Consider the following 16,157-nt stretch of genomic DNA (forward strand, 5'->3'; position numbering starts at 1 on the left):
CGTCCCGCGGCCTCGTTGCCGGGCTGCCCGGCCGGTGCGGACGGCCCACCAGATGGGGGTGGGGACGCCGGTGGCGTGGGCGCAGGCTCTGACGCGCTCGGGTAAGCGGAGGCAGATCCGTAGTGGGACGGCGTGGCGTAGCCCGGCGCGGGCGGCGGACCGTAGCCGGACGCAGGTCCGTAGCCGGTCGGTGGGCGGTACCCGTCTGGGAGTTGTGGGTCGACGGGCGCCTGGTCGTGCTGCGGGTGCCAGCCGGGATGCAGCGGGTCGACGCGGCCACCGTCGTGGCCGACAGGTCGTTGCGCGTGTGTCATCATCGCGGTCCTCGTCAGATCGAGATGGTGATGGCGTCGGGCACCGCGTTCGCCGCCGGCGTGCCACGGCCGATACCGGCGTAGACCTGCGGCCGGAACTGCCGCAGATGCTCGGCCCACAGCCCACCGGTCACCGCGGCGGCGGCGATGATCAGGGGCAGCAGCAGCGGGACCAGGGACCCGGGTGCGGCGCCGAGGAGGCTGCCCGCGTTGAGGACCATCAGGCCCAGCAGCACCGTCCCGGCGATCAGACCGAGCGTGGGGGCGAGGCGCCACTGCCACACGCTGGCCCGCTCACCGCGTCCAGGACGGGGAGCGGTCAGCGTGGCCAGTGACGCGGCCAGCAGCAGGCTCAGCAGGCCCATCGCTCCCAGCGTGGACAGCCAGGTGAACATCTGCGTGAGCGGGTCGGCGCCGGCGGCGGCGAATCCGGCGACCACCGCCGCGGCGATGCCGGTCTGGGTCAGTGAGCCGCCGCGTGGCGCGCTGATCCGCCTGCCGTTGTCGGCTCCGGCGAGCCTGGCCGGCAGCACCCCCTCGCGGGCCATGGCGAACACGTACCGGGCGATCACGTTGTGGAAGCTGAGCGTCGCGGTGGCGACGCCGAGCAGCAGCGTCACCCCGGCCACGGCCACCGGCCAGGTTCCGAACCAGGCCAGGATCGTCAACGGCAGATCGGCGTCCGTCGCGGCCCGGTCGGCCACGGTGTGCGGGCCGACCGCCACACCCATCGCCCATGCCGCTGCGGCGTACACGCCGCCGAGCACGAGTGCCCCGACGACGGTGGCGCGGCTGACCGCCCGCCGGTCGACGGCCTCTTCGACGAACGAGCCGGGGGCGTCGATGCCCATCAGTGAGGCCACGCAGAACGCCACCGCCCCGCCGATGCCCCCGACCGTCAACCCGGAGGCGTCGAAGCCCTCCCAGGACAGGCCGTCGGCCGCGGCGTGACCGACACCGGCCAGGACGAACAGGGCGACGATCAGCAGCGACACCAGCAGGACGGCGGTCAGGACCCGGGTCGACCGGTGGATCGGCCACCGCCCGAACACCGCGACCGCCGTCAGGGCGATGCCCGCCCACACCCACCACGCCCCGCCGGCCTGGGCGGCGAGGGTCGCGCCGAGCAGCCCGTAGAGGCTGATCTGGATCGCGTTGTAGGCCACCAGCGCGACCATGCCGCCGGCCACTCCCCAGCCGGGCCCGAGACTGCGGGCGAGGATGCCGTAGTAGGCCGCCGGGTGCCCGACCTGACGCGCCATCGCCGTGTACCCGACCGCCAGCAGCCCCACTGCCGCGGCGACCAGCAGGTAGGTCAGGGGCAGCGCGCTCATCCCGGTGGTCGCGTAGATCGCCGGGATACCGCCGATCAGCACGACCAGCGGCGCTGACGCCTGCGATCCGAAGACCCACAACCCGAACGGCGTCACCGTTTTGCGTTCCAGCGCCACCTGCACGCCCGCCGTCACCGCACCTCACCCCGCTGCGAAGAGTCGGGGCATGACGAGTTGCGGCAGCCGTCGACCGGATGGGTGATCACGGCGCAGGCCGGGGTCGCCACCACGTACACCGCTGCCGGCCGCACCGGGCCGCTACGCCAGAAGCGGTGGTCGCGGGCCAGGGCCCGGTCGGCCTGGTGCCGGTCGGTGGTGGACCCGAACAGGTCGTGGCTGCCGTTGCGCCACACCCGCCGGATCGCGTAACCCCACCCGCCCTCGACCGGAGGGCTGGCAGGTGTGGGGGCTCGTGTCGCCACCAACCGGGTGCGGGTTGTCGATCGACGTGACGGGCGGTGACGGGTCCGAACGCATGACACGGAGAAGGCTCCTTCGTCGTCGAGACGGTGTGACAGGGGGCCGGGTGCTGCCCCGGGTCTCACGAGTGGGCCGACGGTTGCCGCCGTCGGGTGAGACCCGGGGCGCTCGGGGTGCCGGCGCGGACACCGGACTGGGCGAGTCCGCGTCCCACCCCGCCGGAACCCGGCCGCGGCCGGGTTCGTCCGGTCGGCGGACGGGTCAGACGGGACTCGCACCTGTGCCTCCCACGAGCGGGTGACGCGAGCGTCCGGCTCGCCTCACCTGGCTGCGACCCCCGCGACCGGCTCGACGGGATGTCGGGTCACCTGCCGTACCGGGGTTGTGCGGATGCCGCAGCGGTCGATGTCGTGGGATCAGTTATGGCCAGACGGTGCACTGTCGACCACTGTCGACGCAAAGAATCGACATCCGCACCGCCCCCGAGGGCGGTCGCGACGACGCTCAGCCGGCGTCCGGCTGATCCCTGTCACGCCGGTCGGGCCGCCTTTCGACCCGGGTCGCGGGTGCGGGGGTGAGTCGGGCCGCGGGCGTGACGGGCGTCGGCGTGTCGGATTTCGGTGTCGAGGGTGGTCGACACGAGCAGACGACCCGTCTCCTGAACGAAAAGTCCGACACGGGCACGCCAGGCGGCGCCACGTCTGCGGCCCGCGGACGCTGGGAGGGGTCATGAGGAAACGTCTGGTCGTCGACACCCACGCCAGTTCCTGCTACTTCCGCACCTCCGTCGCCGACGGTGAACGCAAGGCGCTGGTGCAGATCACCGAGCGGTGCAACCTGCACTGCGCGCACTGCTTCGTCTCCTCCACCGACACCGGAGTCGACATCGCGCTCGAGGACATGGTCGAGGTGGTCCTGCCGAGGCTGCGGCGGGCCCGGGTGACCCGGCTGACGATGACCGGCGGGGAACCGTTCGCGCATCCGCACCTGGTGCAGATGTGCGCCGCGGCGGCGCGGATGGACCTGCCCGTGAAGATCTGCACGAACGCGACCCAGACCAGCGACGCGCAGATCGCCGCGCTCGCCGAGTTGGGCACCGTGCGGGTCAATGTCAGCTTCGACGGGTTCCGTCCTGCCTCGCACGGCCGGTTCCGGGGAAACCGGGACTCCTTCGCGGTCACCGTCGACACGACCCGCAGGTTCGCCGACGCCGGGCTGCTGCACGGGATCCTGTCGACACCCAACGTGCTGACCCGCCCGGAAGAGTTCACGCAGCTGTGCGCGTTCGCCGCCGACCTGGGCGCGCAGTACGTGCTCATGAACCCGCTGTCGAGCTTCGGCCGAGGAATCAAGTCCCACGGCCGGCTCGCCGCACCGGAGCAGACGATGCGGGCGATCACGGCAGCGACCGCGCCGCTGGCCGATCGGGTCGAGCTGGTGCCGATCCGGTTCCCCAACGACGAGCGGCCGTTGTCCGGCTGCGACGCCGGCACCCTGATCTACGTGTTCGCCAACGGTGACACCGCCGTGTGTCCCTATCTGGTCTTCGCCGCCCGGACACCGCAGTCACGGCACAGCGACCGCGAGTTCCTCGTCGGCAACATCTTCGACGGCGAGATCGCCGACGTCCTCGAGGCGTACCGGTTCCACGACCGCTACCAGGTCGGCGCCGATGCGACCTGCGGCGCGTGCGCGTTGACCAGCTCCTGCGGCAAGGGCTGCCCCGCGGCGGTGGTCGCCGCTGGGCAGCGCATCGGCGCGCCGGACGCCGAGCAGTGCCCACCCGACGCGGTCCGGTTCCCGCTGCTGCCGACCCCTACCGTTCGGCGGTGACCGGTCATGTTCATCGTGATCGAGGGACCCAACGGCGTCGGGAAAACCACCATCGCGGGCCTGCTGACCGAACGGCTGCGCCACCGCGGCCACCTCGTGCATCTGACATCCGAGCCCACCCGGACCCGACTCGGTGAGCTGCTGCGCCAGGCCGAGGATGTCATCCACGGCCGGGCCCTCGCCCTCGCGATCGCGGCCGACCGCACCCTGCACGTCGAGGACGAGATCATCCCCGCGCTCGACGCCGGCCACATCGTCATCAGCGACCGGTATGTGCAGTCCTCCCTGGTCCTGCAGCGCGTCGACGCGGTCGACCTGCGGGAGATCTGGAGCTACAACCGGTACGTGCTGCAACCCGCCGTCTGCTTCTACCTGGTCGACGACCCGCACACCATCGGCGCCCGCCTCACCGCCCGCCGGCACCTGACCCGCCTGGAGGCCACCGCCATGCCCGAACGGGAGCTGCAGCTCTACGACCAGGCGTTCCAGTTCCTCCGCCGCCAGTCGTGGCACCAAACCACCATCGACTGCCGGGGCCGGAACCCGGACCAGGTCGCCTCCGCGATCCTCGACACGCTGGACCCGCTCCTCGCCCACCGCCGCGCGGCCTGACAGGCTCGCCCCTGTGTTGTCGATCCTGACGCTGAACATCCAGGCCACCTCCCGCCGGCGCGCCGACGCGCTGCTGCGGTGGCTCGCCGACCGGCCCGAGCAGATCCTGCTGCTGACCGAAACCAGCGCCGGCGACGGCAGCGCCTACCTGCTCGACCAGTTCCGTCGCGCCGGCTGCCACGTGCACCACCCACCCCTGCCCGGCGACCGGGGCGCGGCGATGATCAGCCGTATTCTGGTCACCGCCCGCCCGGATCTCACCGCCGGACTCAGCGTCCCCGGACGGGCCGTCGCCGCCACCATCGACACCGATCCGGCGGTCACGGTCCTCGGCGTCTACGTGCCCTCCAGCGACCGCGCCCCCGCCAAGGTCGAACGTAAACGGGCGTTCCTGGCCTCCCTCACCGACACCCTCGACCGGATGACGGCCGACGAGCGGGCCCATCTGGTGCTCGGCGGGGACTACAACGTCATCCCCCGCGACCACCAGCCGCCCTACCCCGGAGTGTGGCGGCCGTTCGAGTACGCCCTGTTCGACGCGCTCACCGCCGCCGGACTCAGCGACGCGCACGCCCACCTGACCCCCGGCGTTCAACAGCACAGCTGGTTCGGGCGGGCCGGCAACGGATACCGCTTCGACTACCTGCACATCGGCGCCGCGCTACGCGACACGATTCGAGGCGGCGGCTACCTGCAGGAGCCGCGCGAGCAGGGTCTCACCGACCACGCCGCGGTCACCGTCGACCTGGACCTGCCCACCGACACCACCAGCATGGCGACGGTGTCGCCGGAGGTTGCGCCGGCCACGCTGTTCTAAACCCTGGCCGTCTGCGCCGCGCGGATCAACGAGTCGTAGGTGTCGCTGGTCCGCTCCAACGGCACCTCCAAGGCGACCGCGAACCGGTGCAGGTCCGCCTGGACCTCCTCGCCGGCCTCACCGGCCGCGACGATGCGCTCGATTTCCAGGAACGAGCCGATGCCGTCCACCTCATCCAGGCACAACGACATCCGGCCGACCGCGGCGGTGCGGCGGGTCTTGCGGATGCGCACCGTCGGGTAGAAACCCAACTGCTGGATCGCCGCGTGCATCTGATCCCGGTCGGCCACCTCCGTCTCGTGCTCCACACACGACTGCTCGTTGGCCACCGGAGTCTTCACCGTCAACAGGTGCCGCCCCCGCTGCGTACGCAGACGCGCGAACGGCACACCAATCTTGGAATGCCCGTACTCCCACCCAACCCGCGCATAAGCCTGATCATCCTGAACAACCGGCGCCGACAGCACCACCCCACGCGCGGCCAGAGCCATCTCCAGAGCGGGAAGGTCAACGACCCGGTACTTGACCTCCACCTCGCAAACGGCCATCACGGTCGAGTCCGCCGCCACGGGCGCGTCGAAGGTCGTCACGTCGTGGCAGCCTACGGTCCGACCGCGGCAGCAGAACGGAGCCACGCCCTGGCACAACAGGCAGCGACGAGCAGTCAGCGGAGGCGAGTTGCTGTAGCCGGCTCACGCAACGGCGTGCCCTGGCCATCCCCAACACCACACGGGCATCCCGCTTCCGAACCTGCCTCGTCATCGCCGCCGTCATCTGACTGCCTCGGTCGGCGCTGGCCGTCCTACGCGCCCGCCTAGGCGGAGCTGACGAACCAGACACCTGAGGTGACATCGATCGGCTCGCCGATCCAGGGCTGCACGATGACGGCGACCTCCGACGTCACCGGCCACACGTCCACGATCCCACCGTCACGCGTCACGGTGACGAGCGCCCGCAGTGGCTCTACGACACCGGGCGGCAGATCCCACGAACGCTCCAGGAAGCCGTCCGCGCCGAACTTCTCCACCACGATCACCGCCACCACGGTCACAACCTAGCGGCGGCCCACCGCTTCATGACCGACAAGACGGAACCGAGCTGCAGCAGGGCCGCAGCGTGGTTCCCGGTCGGTAGCCAGTCGCCGCAGGTGGGCAGGCGGCAGACGTGAACGTCCCCGCTTTGACGGTCTCCGCCCGGCAGGGGAGGCCACGCCATCGATGCGAGCTCTTGCCTCGGCGAGGCAGCTCTCACTCGACATGTGTACGGCTGTTCGCCTTTTCGGGTTATAAGCGGGCCTTTGTGCATTTTTGGGGCCACTGTCGTTGCTTGACTTCTTGCGACTGCCTTCGCTCGGGATGCCGAGCAGGGCTCGCCGGACCGTCCCGCGGTCCGGCGACGATGCGTCCCACGCGTAGAGGAGTGACTCGATCATGCGCCGAGCCACGAGGATGTTCATCACCGCCGGGATCGCCCTGGTGACAGCGGCCGGCGTACCTGCACCGGTGTCGGCCGCTGACGGTAAGCCGCGGGGCGGCGGCAAGCCCTGTCCTGCCGAGCGGGTGCTGGCCCAACCGCCGTTCCCGCCGACGAACGTGAACCTGTTTGCGCCGGAGACCTATGCGCAGGCGCCGCCGATGGTGCCGGCGCCACCGCGACGGATCACCGAGGCGCAGTTACGCGTGCAGTTGGCCAAGGCGCTGCTGCCGAGGGCGAAGCGGCATCCAGGGGTCGTGGCACGAGGTCTGGCGGTCTTCGACGACCGGAAGATCAAGAAGATCATTCCGGACCCGAACCTGCGGGCGGCGTTGGCGTCGCTGGTCGGTGGGCCGTCCGAGGTCAGCGTCGACACGATCCGCTCCGGCCTCTACGCCCGGGTCATCTTCACGGCGCTGCCCCCGACGACGGTCGCGCAGGTCTCACCTAACGCCCAGGGCGAACCGGAGATCCTGTTCAACGAACGGTACCGCTTCGAGAACTTCAGCCTGCTGGGCGTGACGATGGCGCACGAGACCCTGCATCAGGATCCTGCGGTCGGTGGGATGGAGGAGTACATCGCCACGACGCTCCACGCCGGCTACTACGGGCAGGTGCTACTCGAGCAACCGAAGCTGGCCACCGGCGGCACCGAGCTGACCCGACGCACCAACACCCTGCTGATGGCCCTGATGAACACCCGGGACGCGAAGGGCCGGCAGAGCCTGACGGCGAATCGGGGCAACGTGTTCCCCGGCGGGAAGCCCCTAGCCAACTTCCGGTCGATCTACCCCGCCGACCTGGGCCCCGCGACACCCGGGAACCCGGATCTGGACGCCTTCCTCAGTGCGATGACGAAGACCCGGCAGCGCAACGCCAACTTCGACCAGGCCACCGCCGACCTCCTCGACGTCCGGCTGCTCTGGGCGCCGCCCGAGGGCCGGCTACGCGTGGCCAAACTGCTGCAACTCAAACTTCCCAAAGGTTGCCCGCCCTGGCCGCAGCCAAAGGTCCCCACGCAGATACCCGCCGGCGACCAGCCAGCCGAAGCCACAGCCGCCACCTTCGTCGAAAGGCCGGTGGCGAGCAGCCCAACCTCGCCCCTCGCGGCAACCGCGACCGTGCTCTCCCTACTCGCCCTGCTGCGGCTACGACGCCGCCACCGGGCGGTGCCGGGCAAGCCGCGTCGACGTCCCTGATGGGCGCGCGGTCCACGACCCGCCGTGGCGGATTGCTCACGGCGGCGGTGGCCGGCATGGTCACCGCCGCCGCCCTGATGGTCTCGGCGCCCGAAACGCCGCCACCGCCCACCACCGGACTGTCCCAACAGCAGACAGCGACGAGCGCACCGACACCGAGCCCCGTCGACCCGACAGCGGGACCGACCAGGTCCGTGACACCCACCGCAGCCGCCGGCCCGGAACCGACGGCCGTGGCTACCGCCGGCACGGCCGTCACCGCACCGTCCCAGCCGACCCTGCTGGCGGCAGGATCCGTCCGGCTGCCGCGAGGCAGCACGGCCCGCCTCGTCCGCCGGGACATCCGAGCCGACGGCACGCTGCCCGTACCCGACGGGGTCACCGAGGTGACCTGGTGGGGATCGGACCTGCCCGCCGCAAGCGGAGCGGCAGTCCTCGCCGGGCATGTCAACTGGCAGGGCGAAGTCGGACCGTTCGCCGAACTGTGGCAGGCCGAGCACGGCGGCCCCATCGAGGTCACCGACCGGCACGGACGCCTGCGCCGCTACCGGATCACCGAGGTGCACACCGTGGCGAAGAACGACCTGCCCCGCCGCGCCCCGGACCTGTTCGGACAACACGGGCCGCACCGGATCGTGCTGGTCACCTGCGCTGGCCGCTGGATAGGCGGGCCACTCGGTTTCGAGGCCAACCGCATCGTCGTCGGCCAACCGGACTGACCACACGTGCTCCTCCCACCAGCCGGAGCACTCTCGCCATCGGCACGGGAACACCCAGACGTGCTACCCCGGCCCTTACCTGGCCGTCGGACCTGCATGGGGCCCGTACCGCGTCGAGGTCAGTAATGTGCCGTCGGTAGGCGCTACGCCGCCTTCGGACGGTTGCGGCGTGGCACGAGCTTGGTCGTCGCCTGGGCGGTAGTCCTCTTCAACTCCGCGAGGACGGAGGTATAGATATCGGCGGTCATCGTGTACGAGGAGTGGCCGAGGGTGTCCTGGATTTCCTTGATGCTGGCCCCGGCCGCGAGCATCAGGGTCGCGGCGATGTGCCGCATGTCGTGGAACCGGACCGGGGGCAGGCCGCTTCGGGCGACGAGCCGATCGAAGCGGCCGGCGACCGTCTCCGGGTGCCAGGGCTGGCCGTCACGGCGCCGGACGAAGAAGATGTCGGTGTCGGCCCAGGCGTCGCCGGCAGCAAGCTTCCACCCCGCACGGCGCATCAGGTAGGTGCGCAGGGTTGTCACGGTGTCGTCGCTGAGGTCGACGACCCGGTCCCCGGCCGCCGACTTCACCCCCTTCTCGATCACCTGGTAGCCGACGCTGGTGCGCTGGCTGGTGATGGTGATCGCGGCGGCTGCCAGATCGACGTCGTAGTCGTGCAGACCGCACAGCTCGCCTCGACGCGGGCCGCGGTGGATGGCCAGGTCGAACAGGGGATACAGCTCGGGTTCTTCGGCTTCGGCGATGTCGAGGAACGCGCCCACCTGGGCGGGTGTCCAGACCATCACCGGGCTGGGTCGCTGCCCGGTGTGACGCCACCGGTTGACCGCCGCGTCGGTCCACAACCGAGGCCTCGGTGACTTGCCGGACCGCAGTTCGACGGACTCGGCCGGATTACGGTCGATCAGGCGGTGATGGTAGAGACGGCGCGCATCGTTGAGAGCTTTGCGCAGTGTCGCGAGGATGCGCTGCTGGCTGGCGGCACCGACCGTCCGTTTCCCCTTGACCGTGTCCCGGACCTCCTTCACGGGGCTGGCCTTGGCGGCGGCGATCTCGGCGTTGCGGGACTCGATCGCGGTGAACACCGATTCGATGTGCGCGGCGGTGAGGTCCTGCAGAGCGACCTGCCCCAGATGGGGTGCCCAGTACGCGGTGATGTGGTCCTGGTAGCTGCGCCGGGTCGCCGGTTGCAGCTTCGTCCGCCCCTTGATCCACTCGGCGAGGTACTCACCGACAGTGAGCCGTGTGCCGGTGGGCACGTCGGCGCGGATGCGGCGTGCCACGAGATCGCGCTCGGGCAGCGGATGCTGGGGCGTGACCGTTTGCAGCAGGTCCGCGATCTGCCGGCGTCGAATCTCATCGCGGCCAGCAAGGTCGAGCAGCGCGCGGGCGTGGTCGCGTTCGTCGGCGGCCTTGTCTCGGGTGTCGAAGCCGCCGCGGCGCAGTTGCCGCCGCCTACCGGCAGCGTCGAGGGGAAGTTCAAGCTGGTAGCGCCACGTGCCGTGGTGGGGATTCCACCCGTTGCCCCGGCGCAGCTTGGGGCAACGGGCGCCGAGACGTTTGCCGTCTGTGCGGCAGCTACACAGCTTGGTGATGGATCCGTCTGCCACGAGTTCTCTCCTCGCCGACGCCCGCCGGTAGGCGGGCATCGGATTGTGGGTGTCCGTCGGGTGGTGATCGACGCTCGACACGGCGACGCGATCAAGTTCCGGGTGGGGTCGGGGGTTCGCTGGGTACGCCGAGAGCGGCCAGGATCGCCGCGACGGCGACCCGGTAGCGGGAGCCGACCCGCAACACGGGCACCGGCAGCCGGTCCTCGCGCGCCAACTCGTAGGCGCTGCTACGGGACAGGCCGAAGATCTCGCCGGTGGTGGCGACATCAGTGACCGCGCCGAGTGCGCGGATGCGCTCGATCGTCCAGACGGGCGGGGATGCTGGGGTGTTCTGGAAGGGTGCGCGGTTCGTGCTATCCATGGCGTTTGTCTTTCTACGTTCGGACTCGGCTTCCTACGAGTGGCTGAGGCGTTTGCCGACCTGAGTCGCTACTGTCGCGGTTGCCCCACGCTCTTGCCGGTTGACCAAATTGAGGATCTTGATGGCTCAGTTGACAATGTCTCTCTCGGTGGCATGCCCCGGTCTGGACGTCGCCGGCGTGGCGGCGCTGGCCACTGAGTTGCGACGAGAGATTCTTGGCGCTGACGTCGACGGTGCTGAACCGGTGACGGCTGGCAAGGCTCCGGCTGGCGCCAAGTCCGATGTCTTGGTCGCCATCGGTGTGCTGGCCGTCACGCTGGCACCCACGGCGCTGGAGAGTTTGATGGTTGTCATCGCGTCGTGGCTAAGTCGCCAACCGGACGACGTGGTGATTGAGATCGACGGCAGCCGGTTCCAGGGACGCGTGTCCAAGGAACAGCGCGACAAGCTCGTAACCGCATATCTGCGTCGGGTGGACAGCGCATCGTGACAGAAGCGGTGCGGCGACGCCGAGCGTTGCTGATCGGCTGCGGCACCTTCACCGACTCCTCCCTGGCGCAACTCCGGTCGCCCCGTCGTGATGTCGAGGAGTTGGGCCGGGTCTTGCAGGAAGTTGGGTACAGCCAGGTATCGGCAGAGATCGACTGCGACGCGCGTGCCGCGCAGCGGGCTGTGGAGGCATTTCTTCTGCAGGCCCGCATCGATGATGCAATGAATATTATTTACTTCTCGTCACATGGTCTGCCCGATAGGCAGGGAAAGCTTTACTTCGCTTTTTCCGATACTGAGAAGCAGTATCTGAGTGCGACTGCCGTGGCGGCAGAATGGGTACGTGACCGGATCTACGAGAGCCGTTCGAAGTCTACGGTTGTGCTCGTTGATTGTTGCTTCAGTGGCGGTTTCATTGAGGGAATGCAGGCGCGATCCAGTACCGAGGCCGATGTTGAAGTGCTCGTCCGGGGTTTACCGGAGGGAAGCGGCGTTGCGGTACTGACCAGCTCCGGCGAGCGGGAAATCAGCTTCGAGGACATAGACTCGGCGGTGGTGCGACCGTCTTACTTTACTGAGGCTGTGGTGGCCGGCATCGGGACCGGTGCTGCGGATCTGAATCGCGATAGCAGGATCACGGTTGATGAGTTGTACGAGTACGTCTACCACCACGTGGTCAGCGGGCCGTCGCCACAACGTCCACGCAAGCTCGGGATGGGCGAAGGATCGATGGTCGTGGCCGAAACGACCATCCTCCCTGTGGCCGTCGCGCATGCGGAGCTGCCGGTCGAAGCCTCCGCTCCGGTGCTTCAGGCACGAGGCGTTCTCGGCTATGCGGCGTTTGATGGCCAGTGGGTCGTCATCGGCAAGGACGGAATCGGCCATGTACTCAAGGGTGAACGGCGATTGCACGTCAGCCAACTGGCCGGAGTGGCGTTCAAGCCGGCAACGACCTTCAACTACGGTTACCTGCAGGTGATCCAGAAGGGCGTTCAGCCGATGCCGATCAGCCAATTTGGGCCGAACGCCGGACGGCCGCCGATGGACGACGGTGCTTCGATCTCTTTCGCCAGAGCCGTGAACGATGAGATGCAGCAGATCCGGGAGGCGATTGAGGCGGCCATCGACGGCCCGCAGGGTGGCGTGCGGATACCACTGACCAAGAAGCCTGCTAGGGCGGCGCTCGGTCGTGGCCTGCTCTGGGTCCTGGGCTTCGTGGCGGCGCTTGTTGAAGTGCTCGTGGTGGCCATAACGGTCACAGACAGTTGGGACGATCAAAGTGCCGGGACGGCTATTACGGCGAACCTACTTTCTGGTGTTGCCGTCGTCGCGGCCGGCCGGGTGCTTTACGTCACCCGCCATCGATAAGAGGCTGTCATCCCATCGGGCCCGAGCAATGCGGCCGGATGGTCCACGGCATGGTTATGGCGACCATGCACCTCAGCGGCGAATGCTGGGATGCGTCGGCCGGCTCCATCTCTTCCCATTCCATTGTCCTGGGCGGCGGCGATGCGAAGAGGGCTCTGCCCCGCCACGTCGCCATCATGACCCTGGGTGATGTGGTCACATCAGTTCGGTTCTCGGCTCCGGTGTGCGTTTGCCGAGGACGAGGACGTCCTCGTGGGCGATGAGGTGCATGGGTACTCCGGACGAGCGGGCTTTGCGGACCTGTTGGAGTTGGAAGAACGATGGCCGGGCGATCAGTCGTCCGCCGCGGACGGCGGCGAGCAGGGCGACGCATCGTTCGAGGGGTGTGAAGCCGGCGGCGGTGCCGGCTGCCAGGACTGCTGAGGGTAGGTCGACCAGTTCGCCTCGTTTGCGCCATGGGCGGGCGGTGACCACGACGATTCCGCCGGGGCGTAGGAGGGTGTGGCAGCCGCGCAGGATGTCGGTGAACCCGTCGACCAGGGCGGGTAGGGAGTTGCGGTAGGCGAGGTTGCCTTTGTCGTCGCCGTAGCGGTTGTCGGACTTGGTGACTCCGTCGGTGCCGGGTCGGACGAGGCCGTGCACGGTTGGTCCGTACGGTGGTGAGGTCACGACCAGGGACACCTGGCCTTGCAGGGCGGCGGGGAGCAGGGCCGTGAGGCGGGTGGCGTCGCCGCGGATGACGGAGCCGCGTCCGGTGGCGCCGTGTCGGTGGGCGTGGGTGATGTTGAGGTCGGCGATGTCGGACCAGCGGGATTCGTATTCGACGCCGATGGCGTCTCTGCTGGCGTGGATGGCTTCCACGATGGTGGTGCCGATGCCGCACATCGGGTCGAGGACCAGGTCACCGGGCTGGGTGTAGGAGCGCACGGCGTGGGCGGCGATCGCCGGCAGCATCCGGGCGGGGTGTTTGACCGACTGGGGCACGTATCGGCCGCGCCGTTGAACGGGGCCGGTCGACTGAGCGGTCGCCCACACCGACAGGTCCTGCGGCCAGGCCGCAGTCGTGTCGGTGCCGTCTGGTGTCCCGGCAGGCTGCTGCGGTGTGGGATCAGGCATGCCGATCACCGCCGGGTGGGGTGGTGAAGACGAGCAGGTCGGCGTGGACCTTCACGTGGAGGACGAGCTGCTCGGCGCCGGTGGCTCGGGCCAGGGACAGTAGTTCCTCGTCGGTGGCGTGGTAGGTGAATCGGTCGCCGTCGGTGTCGGCGGTGATCGCGACGATGTGTTGCAGGTATCCGAGTCCGGCGCTGGCGGCGGCGTCGACGACGGGGGTGAAGTCCTCGGGTGTCGCGACCGTCCCGGCGGGGACAGCGACGACGAGGACGAGGCATCCGCCGGGGCGCAGCAGCCGGGTGCAGGCGGCGAGCAGCCAAGCGAGGCGCACGCGGTTGGCGGTGTCGCTGCTGTCATCGAGCGGCCAGGTGGCCACGACGAGGCTGGTGCGCCCTTGAAGATCGTCACCACCGCCGAGTGTGTGGGGTGGGTTGTCGGCGGGCGCCGGGTCACCGTCGGTGAGGTCGTCGCCGAACCACGCTGGCGCGTCATCCGGGCCGTCGGTGTCCGGGTCGTTGGAGGTGTCCGGGTGAGCCGGGGTGGCGGGGCCGATGACCAGCGCCGGGTCGCCGGTGAACCAGGCAGGGTGGTGCCGGCGCCTGCCGCGCCGGCAGGCTGTGCTCAGCAGGTGTGCATCGGTGAGGTCGACGACCGCGTCGTCGGGTCGGCTGTAGGCGGCCACGAGCCGGTAGGCCAGCCGGCGGGAAATGCCATGGTGGTCGTTGCTGCTGCGGGCGGTGCGCCAGACGGTGATCGGCACCGGTGGGTCGCCGGTGATCAGGTCCATGGCAGGGACGTGGGCAGTGCCGCCCGGGTGGGCGGGTTGTGGCGTGGAGTGCTCGCTCATGTGGTGTCGGCTCCGCGCCGCGCCGTGATGCGCTGACGTCTACCAATCGGTGTCTGTCAGCCCCAGCGAACACCTGCCGATCTGACAGGGAGGTCAACCGGCCTGGCAGCACAGGGACGCCGACGGTGACCGTGTCGCGGTGGCGGCGGTGTCCGGCTGGCCACTGTCCGGTTTGACCTCGGCGGGTGCGACGTGGACCTCGGCGTCGGACATCACGGTCACCGTCGACAGGGGCGTGTCCGGCACCGATCCCCGTCCGCGGAGTCCTCCACCGACGCCGCGACCAGTGGCATGTCCCTGTCATCAGCGGACACCTCTGACATCCCTGCCGGACACAAGCCCTGGATGAGTGGGCGAATTCTGTCAGCGACGTGGTGTCAGACATTCAGGTTCTGACAGTCCGGCGGGTTCGTCAGACCGGCTGCGGTGTCGGGATGAGCACATGGTCGCTGGCGATTCCCCTGCGGTCGTCGGGCTGACAGCGCAGGTCGAGGAGCTGCTCGGGGCAGAGGGCCGGTGTTGCCGACCGGCAGGGAGGGCTGGTGTCAGATCCCGGGTGAGCGGTGGTCGGTGACAGGCGCGGGGCGTGGCTGTCATGCCCGGGTCAGACACCGGTGGCGTACTGCTCGCACGGGATCCGCCGATGTCCGTCGGCGGCATCACCGCTGTCGTGTCCCCCTCTGTCCTCTGGGAGTTTTGACATGGTCGTTTCCGACGCCCCGCACTGGCCGGCCTCTCATCTACTGGCCGCAGACGCGGCGTTCGTGGCGCTGACGCGCGGGCCGGCGCCGTTGGCTCTTGACTGTGACCGGCTGGCGCGTGAGATCGGCCAGGACCTGGGTTTGCCGTGCGGTGTCGTGCCGTTGCCGGTGCTGCGGGACTGGCTGCTGACCCATCCCGGCGGGTACGCGGGTCGTGATGCGGTGTGGCGGGAGCTGGTGCTGCGGGCCCGGTTACGGGGCAAGGAATGGACGATCGCCGCGGTCGGGATGGCGATGCCCGCGCTCGTGCGTATCGCCGGGCAGTTGTCCGCCGGCTACCGGGGCGATACCGCCGACATCGACAACGAGGTGCTGACCGGTTTCCTGGAGGCATTGCGTGATCACTGCGACCTGACCGGGCCGGCGGTGTACGCGTCGCTGACCATGGCGGCGTTCCGGGCCGGGCGGCAGGTGCGGCTGGCCGACGACCAGGTGGTGCCGGTCGAGGACATCGAGCATGTGGTGCCCGGGTCACGGACGCCGACGGTTCCCTACGGTCACCCGGACCTGCTGGTGCGGCGCGCCGCCATCCTGCGGATCATCGACGAGGCGGACGTGCAGCCCTGGATCGAGGTGCGGTTGGGCCGGCGGGCACCGGAACCGATCGCGGCCCGGCTCGGTATCACGGTGGATGCGCTGCGGATGCGGTTGGCGCGCGCCGATGACCGGTTGTCGCGGGCCGTGGTGGAGGGCAGCCTCACGGGGGTCGCGTCGGCCGCTGCCGTCGCGCGCACGGCGGCGCAGGCCCGGCGTCGCAGCCGTATCCGTGCCGGCAGGGCCGGCACTCGCCCCGTGGTGGGAGCCACCTGAGGCGTCGATGCTGCCGTGATCTGACGAGTGTGGGGGGGGCGGGGGGGCGGGGGGGCCCCCCCCGGGGGAGCGCC

At 69.6% G+C, this 16,157-nt stretch carries 16 protein-coding genes; 8 read left to right on the forward strand and 8 right to left on the reverse strand.

The features are described 5' to 3' along the window. Positions 1-328: 328 nt before the first annotated feature. Positions 329-1,783 carry an APC family permease gene (locus V5O40_RS15695; protein WP_332906123.1) on the reverse strand — a complete coding sequence of 485 codons (1,455 nt, stop codon included), beginning with the start codon at positions 1,781-1,783 and terminating at the stop codon, positions 329-331. Further along, positions 1,780-2,070 carry a hypothetical protein gene (locus tag V5O40_RS15700; RefSeq protein WP_332906124.1) on the reverse strand — a complete coding sequence of 97 codons (291 nt, stop codon included), beginning with the start codon at positions 2,068-2,070 and terminating at the stop codon, positions 1,780-1,782. The genes V5O40_RS15695 and V5O40_RS15700 overlap by 4 nt, the downstream gene beginning before the upstream one ends. Positions 2,071-2,797: 727 nt before the next feature. On the opposite strand from V5O40_RS15700, the gene V5O40_RS15705 reads away from it, so the two are divergent. Genes V5O40_RS15705 through V5O40_RS15715 form a run of 3 tightly spaced genes read left to right on the forward strand, consistent with a single transcriptional unit; the run spans position 2,798 to position 5,330 of the window. Beyond that, positions 2,798-3,901 (forward strand): radical SAM protein, encoded by a 1,104-nt coding sequence (locus tag V5O40_RS15705; protein ID WP_332906125.1) that lies wholly within the window; start codon positions 2,798-2,800, stop codon positions 3,899-3,901. Positions 3,902-3,907: 6 nt separating this feature from the next. Beyond that, complete coding sequence (gene tmk, locus V5O40_RS15710; RefSeq protein ID WP_332906126.1) at positions 3,908-4,513, forward strand: dTMP kinase; 606 nt, start codon at positions 3,908-3,910, stop codon at positions 4,511-4,513. A 13-nt stretch (positions 4,514-4,526) separates the two neighbouring features. After that, positions 4,527-5,330, forward strand: coding sequence for an exodeoxyribonuclease III (locus tag V5O40_RS15715; RefSeq protein ID WP_332906127.1), 804 nt, complete (start codon positions 4,527-4,529; stop codon positions 5,328-5,330). Here V5O40_RS15715 and V5O40_RS15720 read toward each other — a convergent pair. Together V5O40_RS15720 and V5O40_RS15725 are read right to left on the reverse strand one after the other, a co-directional pair. Continuing rightward, positions 5,327-5,920, reverse strand: coding sequence for a class IV adenylate cyclase (locus V5O40_RS15720; RefSeq protein WP_332906128.1), 594 nt, complete (start codon positions 5,918-5,920; stop codon positions 5,327-5,329). The genes V5O40_RS15715 and V5O40_RS15720 overlap by 4 nt on opposite strands. A 224-nt stretch (positions 5,921-6,144) precedes the next feature. Next, positions 6,145-6,375, reverse strand: a complete 231-nt coding sequence (locus V5O40_RS15725; RefSeq protein WP_332906129.1) for a hypothetical protein — start codon at positions 6,373-6,375, stop codon at positions 6,145-6,147. Positions 6,376-6,760: 385 nt separating this feature from the next. On the opposite strand from V5O40_RS15725, the gene V5O40_RS15730 reads away from it, so the two are divergent. Next, complete coding sequence (locus tag V5O40_RS15730) at positions 6,761-8,002, forward strand: hypothetical protein (RefSeq protein ID WP_332906130.1); 1,242 nt, start codon at positions 6,761-6,763, stop codon at positions 8,000-8,002. Continuing rightward, positions 8,002-8,721: a class F sortase gene (locus V5O40_RS15735; RefSeq protein ID WP_332906131.1), complete on the forward strand. Its 720-nt coding sequence runs from the start codon at positions 8,002-8,004 to the stop codon at positions 8,719-8,721. Before V5O40_RS15730 ends, V5O40_RS15735 begins: the two co-directional genes overlap by 1 nt. 143 nt (positions 8,722-8,864) lie before the next feature. Here V5O40_RS15735 and V5O40_RS15740 read toward each other — a convergent pair whose 3' ends face one another. Both V5O40_RS15740 and V5O40_RS15745 read right to left on the reverse strand, forming a co-directional pair. Beyond that, positions 8,865-10,331, reverse strand: a complete 1,467-nt coding sequence (locus V5O40_RS15740; RefSeq protein ID WP_332906141.1) for a tyrosine-type recombinase/integrase — start codon at positions 10,329-10,331, stop codon at positions 8,865-8,867. Positions 10,332-10,422: 91 nt separating this feature from the next. Then, a complete protein-coding gene (locus V5O40_RS15745; RefSeq protein ID WP_332906132.1) occupies positions 10,423-10,695 on the reverse strand; it encodes a DNA-binding protein in 273 nt (90 codons plus the stop codon). A gap of 121 nt (positions 10,696-10,816) precedes the next feature. Between V5O40_RS15745 and V5O40_RS15750 the strand changes: the two genes are divergently transcribed. Further along, positions 10,817-11,185: a hypothetical protein gene (locus tag V5O40_RS15750; protein ID WP_332906133.1), complete on the forward strand. Its 369-nt coding sequence runs from the start codon at positions 10,817-10,819 to the stop codon at positions 11,183-11,185. Then, a complete protein-coding gene (locus V5O40_RS15755) occupies positions 11,182-12,552 on the forward strand; it encodes a caspase, EACC1-associated type (protein ID WP_332906134.1) in 1,371 nt (456 codons plus the stop codon). Before V5O40_RS15750 ends, V5O40_RS15755 begins: the two co-directional genes overlap by 4 nt. Positions 12,553-12,747: 195 nt before the next feature. Here the strand turns inward: V5O40_RS15755 and V5O40_RS15760 are convergent, their stop codons facing one another. Further along, positions 12,748-13,677, reverse strand: a complete 930-nt coding sequence (locus tag V5O40_RS15760) for a TRM11 family SAM-dependent methyltransferase (protein ID WP_332906135.1) — start codon at positions 13,675-13,677, stop codon at positions 12,748-12,750. After that, the gene (locus V5O40_RS15765) at positions 13,661-14,512 is read right to left on the reverse strand and encodes a hypothetical protein (protein WP_332906136.1); all 852 of its coding nucleotides are present in this window, start codon (positions 14,510-14,512) and stop codon (positions 13,661-13,663) included. Before V5O40_RS15765 ends, V5O40_RS15760 begins: the two co-directional genes overlap by 17 nt. Before the next feature lie 701 nt (positions 14,513-15,213). Here V5O40_RS15765 and V5O40_RS15770 point away from each other — a divergent pair. After that, the gene (locus V5O40_RS15770) at positions 15,214-16,083 is read left to right on the forward strand and encodes a hypothetical protein (RefSeq protein ID WP_332906137.1); all 870 of its coding nucleotides are present in this window, start codon (positions 15,214-15,216) and stop codon (positions 16,081-16,083) included. Positions 16,084-16,157: the final 74 nt, after the last annotated feature.

It is taken from the genome of Micromonospora palythoicola (assembly GCF_036689795.1).
Lineage (GTDB): Bacteria > Actinomycetota > Actinomycetes > Mycobacteriales > Micromonosporaceae > Micromonospora > Micromonospora palythoicola.

Bases quoted from the DNA above. Each gene is read 5' to 3' on its own strand.
- V5O40_RS15745 (WP_332906132.1), bottom strand. From the start codon at position 10,695: ATGGATAGCACGAACCGCGCACCCTTCCAGAACACCCCAGCATCCCCG.
- V5O40_RS15705 (WP_332906125.1), top strand. From the start codon at position 2,798: ATGAGGAAACGTCTGGTCGTCGACACCCACGCCAGTTCCTGCTACTTC.
- V5O40_RS15770 (WP_332906137.1), top strand. From the start codon at position 15,214: ATGGTCGTTTCCGACGCCCCGCACTGGCCGGCCTCTCATCTACTGGCC.
- V5O40_RS15765 (WP_332906136.1), bottom strand. From the start codon at position 14,512: ATGAGCGAGCACTCCACGCCACAACCCGCCCACCCGGGCGGCACTGCC.
- tmk (WP_332906126.1), top strand. From the start codon at position 3,908: ATGTTCATCGTGATCGAGGGACCCAACGGCGTCGGGAAAACCACCATC.
- V5O40_RS15730 (WP_332906130.1), top strand. From the start codon at position 6,761: ATGCGCCGAGCCACGAGGATGTTCATCACCGCCGGGATCGCCCTGGTG.
- V5O40_RS15735 (WP_332906131.1), top strand. From the start codon at position 8,002: ATGGGCGCGCGGTCCACGACCCGCCGTGGCGGATTGCTCACGGCGGCG.
- V5O40_RS15750 (WP_332906133.1), top strand. From the start codon at position 10,817: ATGGCTCAGTTGACAATGTCTCTCTCGGTGGCATGCCCCGGTCTGGAC.